The organism is Methanoregula sp., from assembly GCF_002835825.1.
Classification (GTDB): domain Archaea; phylum Halobacteriota; class Methanomicrobia; order Methanomicrobiales; family Methanospirillaceae; genus Methanoregula.
On the sequence record NZ_PIZH01000075.1, the window covers coordinates 1 to 7,336 of the forward strand.

The 7,336-nt window shown below is 58.9% G+C and carries 7 protein-coding genes; 6 read left to right on the forward strand and 1 reads right to left on the reverse strand.

Features of this window, described 5'->3' with window-relative positions; translation table 11 throughout:
- The 6 genes from CW742_RS04315 to CW742_RS04340 form a co-directional block, all read left to right on the forward strand.
- On the forward strand, window positions 1-389 hold a 389-nt coding region (locus tag CW742_RS04315), incomplete at its 5' end, for a 4Fe-4S cluster-binding domain-containing protein (RefSeq protein ID WP_292416943.1).
- Window positions 390-394: 5 nt separating this feature from the next.
- Entirely contained in the window at window positions 395-793 is a 399-nt protein-coding gene (locus CW742_RS04320; protein ID WP_292416970.1) for a DUF1257 domain-containing protein, read from the forward strand.
- A gap of 4 nt (window positions 794-797) precedes the next feature.
- Window positions 798-2,360 (forward strand): AAA family ATPase, encoded by a 1,563-nt coding sequence (locus tag CW742_RS04325; protein WP_292416973.1) that lies wholly within the window; start codon window positions 798-800, stop codon window positions 2,358-2,360.
- A gap of 12 nt (window positions 2,361-2,372) precedes the next feature.
- Window positions 2,373-5,174: a WD40 repeat domain-containing protein gene (locus CW742_RS04330; protein ID WP_292416976.1), complete on the forward strand. Its 2,802-nt coding sequence runs from the start codon at window positions 2,373-2,375 to the stop codon at window positions 5,172-5,174.
- An 18-nt stretch (window positions 5,175-5,192) separates the two neighbouring features.
- The gene (locus CW742_RS04335; protein ID WP_292416979.1) at window positions 5,193-6,794 is read left to right on the forward strand and encodes a hypothetical protein; all 1,602 of its coding nucleotides are present in this window, start codon (window positions 5,193-5,195) and stop codon (window positions 6,792-6,794) included.
- Window positions 6,795-6,807: 13 nt separating this feature from the next.
- Window positions 6,808-7,011, forward strand: coding sequence for a DUF2997 domain-containing protein (locus CW742_RS04340; protein ID WP_292416982.1), 204 nt, complete (start codon window positions 6,808-6,810; stop codon window positions 7,009-7,011).
- 60 nt (window positions 7,012-7,071) lie between these two features.
- Here the strand turns inward: CW742_RS04340 and CW742_RS04345 are convergent.
- On the reverse strand, window positions 7,072-7,336 hold a 265-nt coding region (locus CW742_RS04345; RefSeq protein WP_292416985.1), incomplete at its 5' end, for a CAP domain-containing protein.

Below are 7,336 nucleotides of genomic sequence, written 5' to 3' on the forward strand. Positions count from 1 at the left end.
GGGAGCCGTTTGCCCAGGCCGGGCCGCTCGCAGATGTGGCAGAGCGGATCATTGATGCAGGGCTCACGGTTGTCACCTATTCCGGTTACACGTTTGAACAGCTTATCTCATGCCGCGATCCGGAGTATGGCCGGCTGCTCGCGGCAACGGACCTTCTGATTGCCGGCCCATATCGTCAGGACCTTGCTTGCAGCGACAGGTACCGGGGATCGAGAAACCAACAGCTCATCCCTCTTTCCGGAAGGCTCGCACCGGAACTATTCCTTCCTTCACAGGCCCAGGAACATGCCGTGGAATTCAGCATCGCACCTGACGGAACGATCACCACAACGGGATTTCCTCCTGACAGCATGGTGAAACAGATGGCTGCACAGTGCAGGGGGGTGTAAGAGAAATGTCGCATTTCAGCCGTATCAGGACAACGTTCCGGCACCGCGAAGCACTCGTGCAGTGCATGCAGGAGCTCGGGTATTCGGTGGAGACCGATACGACCATCAAAGGATACCATGGTCTTCACAACGTGGATATCGCTGCACGGAAGAGCGGCGGGTATGCCCTCGGGTTCGTGAAGAACGCGGACGGTGTATACGATCTCGTGGCCGACTGGTGGGGCGTCAATGGTAAAAGCGAGCAGAAGATAGCAGAGGAGCTGAAACGACAGGCCGGCGCCATCCAGCAGGAGTATGCAAAGAAGATGGTGCTGGAACAGGCCCGTAAGGAGGGCTTCGAACTGGTCTCTGAGAAGAACGAACAGGACGGAACGGTGCAGCTTGTGGTCCGGAGGTGGAGGTGAGACCATGCAGATTGCTGAACCTGACTTTTCCCGCAGGCTGAATATCTCGCTGCGGGCCCGCGTCACCCTGATCGTTGTCATCACACCCGAGGAGGAACGGGCAGTGTCCGGGATCCGCGAGGTATGCGAGTCCTGGGACCCCCCCCGCCAGTGCATTGCCTGGGACTGCGTAGGTGGCTTCTCCGTGCTTGCCGGTCCAAAAACCTTTCCTGGCCAGTCCCGCGACGCGCTCGCGGCGCTCGACGACATGGTCAAAACCGGGGAAGACGCGGTCGTCATCTTAAAGGACTTCCATGAGTACTGGAACAATCCGCAGGTGAAACGCCGGATCCGCAACTTCTCTCAGGAGTTCCGGTATAACCGGAGGACAATCGTGATCCTGACTCCGGCAACACGCGTCCCGGACGAGATCCGCGACGAGGCGGTGATCGTCCACTTCCCTCCTCCGAACGCTGCCGAACTCTCCGCAGATCTTGATACCCTGATCACAACGAGCGGGATCACCTGCTCGCTCACCACGGGGGGCCGCGAGAAGATCATCCAGGCCGCGCTTGGCATGACGCTGAACCAGGCACGACGGGCATTCTCGAAAGCGATCGTTGCACACGGCAGGCTCGATGACCGCGACATTGATGCGATCATTGCCGAGAAAAAGGACATCCTCAGCGCTTCGGACGCCCTGGAGTTCTATAGTTATACCGAAACACCCGAGAATGTCGGAGGTCTTGCGGTGCTCAAGGAATGGCTGGTCCTGCGCGAGCGGGCGTTCACGCAGGAGGCGAAAAACTTCGGCCTTCCGGCCCCCAAGGGAATTGCCCTCATCGGCATCCCGGGTACCGGAAAGAGCCTCACGGCAAAGATGATCGCCGATATCTGGCATCTCCCACTCCTCCGGCTTGACGTGGGATCGCTTTTCGGGAGTCTTGTCGAGGAATCCGAAGAGATGACGCGACGCGCCCTTGCCCTCGCCGAGACGATCAGGCCGTGCATTCTCTGGGTGGATGAGATCGAGAAGGCATTTGCATTCGGGAGCGGCGACGCCGGGACAAGCCAGCGGGTCTTTGCCCACCTGCTGACCTGGATGCAGGACAAGACCTCCCCCTGTTTTGTCGTGGCAACGGCAAACAACATCGCAGCGCTCCCGCCGGAACTTCTCCGGAAAGGCCGGTTCGACGAGATTTTCTTTTTAGATCTCCCGACCTTCGAGGAGCGGCGCGAGATCTTCTCAGTCCACTTACGGAAGCGCAAGTGCATCCCGGCAGAGTTCGACCTCGAGACTCTTGCCCGGGAGAGCGACGGGTATGTCGGAGCCGAGATCGAGCAGACTATTATCGATGCCATGTACCGGGCATTCAGCGAGAAGATGCGCAGGGTCACGACAGAAGACATCCTCACCTGCATGCAGGCACAGGTCCCCCTCTCGGTTTCCCAGCGGGAGACGGTTGCAGCGCTCCGCACCTGGCTTGCGGAAGGGCGTGCCCAGTCGGCATCCCGGGTGACCATGTCCCGGGTACCGATCAATGGAAAGACGATTGCACTGGAGACATTTGTCCACGAGCGCCCGTAAGGGAATGAACACATGAGGTCCGTCGCCACGCTCCCCGTTTTCGGCCCACTGCTCCTCCGGCGCGAGGCAGGAAGACAGTCCCGGAACCTCCGTAACGGGGATTTGTCCGCCATCGGAACACTGGCAGGCATTGCAGCGACCACAGAAAACAAGGGAGCACGGCGGATTGTATGGGAGAGCCTCCTTTCACTCGCGAGCCATGATGCCATCGATGCCCTGTGCAATGAGGCATTGTTGCGAGAGGATCCATTCCTGCGGGATCTTGCTCTCGAAAAGGGGTGTACTCCCCATGCTCCCGGAGCAAAAGCATTGTTCCTGTATCTTTCCGGACAGGACGAGGCATTCCTCCGGTTCGATCCGGAGGACCATCATCCAAAGCTTGCAGAGGGGTATGCAAAGGCGTCAGCACGGATCCGGTCTCACGCGCTCCATTATGCCGCGGAAATTGCTTGCAAAACCCGGGGGAACATCCTCGCCCGTGCACTCTTGGGAAGAGAACTTGACGGTGCTGCGGAGGACTGGTCGTACGGGGAATGGGAACTTGTCATGAAAACGCTTGCCTGCGATGCATCCTGGGACCTGCTCTGGAGATTCGTACGCATGGCACCGCCGGCCCTCTCCCGTTCAGCGCTCGATACCATGAACCGTGCAGGCTGGCACCCGGGAGGCGATGACCGGCAGGTCTTTGAGGAACTCGTCGCTCACCTGCCAGATTCCTGGAAATGCCCCGTGCTGGAAAAGTCGCTCAGCTCCCATGAGGTAGTGGACAGCCAGGTTCTGCGCCTCTCGTTCTCCCGGGACAGCACCCTCCTTGCCGCAGGATCGTGCGATGGCTCCGTTAGCGCCTGGAACGTCGGGTCTGCCCGGCTCCTCGGTTCCTGCACTCCCGGTACCGGGTCCCCGCATTTCCTTGCATTCTCTCCCGACAATACCCTGCTGTTTGCCGGGGGCGACAGGGGCACACTGCATGCAACCACCCTCTCCGGTGAGCCGGTATGGACCTTTAACGATCCTTCTCATCCCATCAACTGTGCGATCCTCTCGGCCAGTGGCGAGGAGATCCTTGCCGGGGACAGGGGAGGGGACCTTGTTTGCATAGGATGGAAAACCGGGGCCGTCCGCATCTCTGCGCCCTGTCACCCCTCTCCGATAACCGCCCTTGCCGGGATCACGGGGGAACAACTGGCAACAGGCCATGCTGACGGAACGGTCTGTTGCCTTGGTGCGCTGACGGGGGAGGTGCTCTGGTCGGTCACAGGAACAGGTGACCCTGTCCGGGCACTTGCCTTCTCTGAAGAACGTGGTGACCTCCTCGTGATCCGTGGTCACGCTCTTCCGGTCTGCCTGTCCGGGCAGAACGGGAACCTGGTCCGGGCATTTACCCGGCACAACGGCACGGTATCCTGCTCTGCCATCTCGAGGGGATGCGGGACCTTTGTTGTTGGCGGGGATACGAACGTGCTCCGTATCTGGCACGCGGGGGAAAATCCGGCCTTGGAAATTCCGCTCTTCAACAGGATACCGTCCTGTTGCGCGATCACGCAGGACGGGACCTGTCTCATTGCGGGCTGTAATGATGGTACGGTGTTCTCGTTTCATCTTCCCGACGGAACGAAGACTCGGGAGATCCGTGCGTACCGCCGACCGGTGAGTGCCTGCTCCCTTTCTCCGGATGGAAGACTCCTTGCCCTTGCAGGCTGGGATGGGACCGTCTCCCTGAGAACTGTCCCGGATGGGGAACTCCTGCGTACCCTCAGGCGCTCCGCCGGGGCCGTCACGTCCCTTGCGTTCTCTGAGAGAGATTCCAGTATCCTTGCCGGAACCACGGATGGAACCGTCCGGCTGTTCTTCCCAGGAAGTGGTACGACAGGGAGGTGTATCGATCTCTATACCCCGTCATTACGAACGATCGCAGCAAGCCCCGATGGCACAGTTCTTGCCTGTGCCGGGAAAGAGCCCGGCTTCCGGTTCTGGGATATCAGATCCGGAAGCCTCCTTGCGACCTGCAGCGGGCTGAAGACCAGCGTGCGGTGCCTAGCATTCCTTCCGAATGGGAAGACCCTCATCACCGGCGGGTGGGACGGCCGGGTCCGGCTCTGGGACGTCCCATCCGGGACGGCAAAAGAGGTATGCAAAGGTCATACCAGCACGGTCACCTGTTGTGCTGTGAGCCCGTCGAGTGAGCTGTTCGCGACTGGTAGCAATGATACAACCGTCCGTATCTGGTATACCGGGGGTAACGGGGATAGCAGAGAACCGCTTGTTCTCCGCGATACGGGAAAGGAAGTATCCTGTTGTACCATCTCCCCGGATGGCACACTTCTTGCAGCGGCCGGGGCAGATCCCGTGATACGGCTGTATCACCTGCCAGACGGGGCACGCACATATGATATCCCGCAGGTTCCGGGGATCCCCACAGCGCTCTCCTTTACGAGTGACGGCCTTTGCCTTGCTGCGGGGTATAAAAACGGGACGCTGGCATTCTATTCCTTGCATTATCGTACCCTGATCCGGGCGCTGCCCGCCCATACCGGGGCAGTGACTGGGATTGTCAGTATTCCCGAAAAGGATCAACTCGTAACCAGTGGTGAGGACGGGCGAGTCTGTACCTGGAGGATTCCGTTTCTCCGGCCCCTTTGCCACGCAACGTTTGGAGACCTGGAGCTTGCACAGGAACAAGCCCAGGGCACTGATGCAATGGCTTCCCCGTGGAGTTTTCTGTACCGGCTCCTTTCTCTCCGGTTCCAGGACGAGATCGAACTCTGCCCGGTCTTTCTCGATGCCGGGGCGCTGGATATCCAGATTGTCGGGTGAGACGGAGGGCAACAGGAGATGAACTCACAGGAACCTGCACCCATTCTTGGCGTGGATTTCGGGGACGGGGCTATTGTCTGCGGGAGTATGCTGCAGAACGGGAGCGGATTTTTTACCCATGCCTTTCCCGGCTGGTCGCAGGAGAAAAGGGGTACGGGAACATCAGGGCCAATATACCAGGTACCGACCCTGATACGGTATCGTGATGATAATGGCCATGATATCGGTGACGAGGTCGTGCGGGGGGCATATGCCGAACACCCGTCAACGGCACGATGGATCCGCAGTTATCTGCTCGAAGAGAGCGGGGCCCTGATCGCGGCTGGTGAGGAGCACGGAGTAACATTCCGCGATGCTGCGTGTGACCTCCTCGATGCAGTCCTTGGGAAGATCGTGACCGGGCACAAGAACATTCGTTCTGTTGTCTTTTCTGTTCCGGAAGATGCACCACGCTGGTACGGGGACTGGCTTTCAACGATCGCCCATGCTGCAGGAATGACCACCTGCCACACCGTCACAGAATGTTCAGCAGCAGCGGCCGGCTATGATCTGGACATCGGCACAGGACGGGCATTTCTCCTCTTTTCCTGTGACGAGACGGCACTCAGCCTCCGTATTGCGAGGAACAACGGGTCGGTGGACAGCACAGGGATAGAAATGATCGGGTCTGCCCGGGCAGATACCGGATCAGGGACGCTGGATGGCTGGATAGCGAGGGAGATCCTGGGAAAAAGCCATCTGGCCGGTTACGGGAATCAGGGGAAACTCCGGTACAATACAGCCCTTGCCTGCGTCCCCCGGGTCGTGCAAAACCTTGCCGGTAACCATGAAGCCGTCGCGGAGTTTTCTGACCCGATTTCAGGGAGGCCAGTCGCCGTCAGGATAACAGCCGATGACATTGTCCGGGTGTTTACCGACAACGGGCTTCCCGCGATCGTTGACGATGTGATCCGTCGTGCACGCGGGATGGCACTGGCGCGGGGATACACAGAGACCGCACCTGCTGCGGTCCTGATGACCGGACGGGGATCTATGCTGCCTGCTGTACAGGCACTTGTCCGGGACCGGTTTTCCGGAATACCCGTTCTCTCGGATCATCCGCTCGATGCCATTGTTCGGGGTGCATGCCTGTTCCGCTCCCGCATGAGCAGTTCAGATCGCATCCGGAATAACTACGCGCTCCGGTACTGGGACCCGACCGCGCGGGAACACCGGTACCGTTTCCTCGTGCACAGCGACGCACGGTTTCCCAGCGCCGGGCAGGTCGCCAGGATCACGATCAGTGCCGCCTATGACGGGCAGGCACGACTTGGCCTCTCCCTGTATGAGATTGGCAGGGACGGGAATGGAACTGGGCCGGTCCTCGAACTGGTCCAGGACCCTGCCGGCGGGGTCCGTATTGCCGCGCCCGAGAAAGACGCGGACGAGGAGAGCAGGCCAAGGCTCGTGAATGGCACCATAGCGACACTACTGACCGCCGATCCCCCTTGCGTGAAAGGTGAGCCCCGGTTCGAGCTGACATTCAACATCGATCGTGAGAGACAACTCTGCCTCACGGCTCGCGACCTCATCACAGGGACGATTATCAAAAGGGATGCACTGGTGCACCGGTTAACATAACAGGAGGAAACGTATGGACCTGCAGGAAATGGAAATTGCTATTGATAAGGAAGGAAGGATTCAGGTGAAGGTGAAAGGGGTGCAGGGCACCGGATGCCTTGCACTAACAAGGGAACTGGAAAATGCCCTGGGGATTGTCGAAGACCGGGAATATACCGCGGACTATTACCAGCAGGAGACAGGTGTTCACGAGCACCGGACACTGAAATCCCGGTAATATCCCGTTGAACACCGGTCCATTCCCTATCGTCATAACGGGAAGCAGCCGCAAAAAAACTCAACAAAAATTCTCCGTGATGAAGATTGCATTGTCTGAAGCGAATGCAACACCTATCCCCTCCTGCTGGAAGTGGTAATCAAGGATATTATTCCGGTGCCCCTCGCTGTTCATCCACCCATTGACTACTTTATTTGCGATATACTCCTCCGTGCTCCATTGATATTCTGTCTGCATGACAGTCCCGTTGGGCGCTACGAGGTTCTTGTAGGTATCATACCGGTAGACCATGGCGATATTCTCGGAGATTCCTTCGGTATAATAC

What these genes read in the sequence shown, in the direction of transcription:
- CW742_RS04320 (WP_292416970.1), top strand. Translation starts at nt 395, where the DNA reads ATGTCGCATTTCAGCCGTATCAGGACAACGTTCCGGCACCGCGAAGCA.
- CW742_RS04325 (WP_292416973.1), top strand. Translation starts at nt 798, where the DNA reads ATGCAGATTGCTGAACCTGACTTTTCCCGCAGGCTGAATATCTCGCTG.
- CW742_RS04330 (WP_292416976.1), top strand. Translation starts at nt 2,373, where the DNA reads ATGAGGTCCGTCGCCACGCTCCCCGTTTTCGGCCCACTGCTCCTCCGG.
- CW742_RS04335 (WP_292416979.1), top strand. Translation starts at nt 5,193, where the DNA reads ATGAACTCACAGGAACCTGCACCCATTCTTGGCGTGGATTTCGGGGAC.
- CW742_RS04340 (WP_292416982.1), top strand. Translation starts at nt 6,808, where the DNA reads ATGGACCTGCAGGAAATGGAAATTGCTATTGATAAGGAAGGAAGGATT.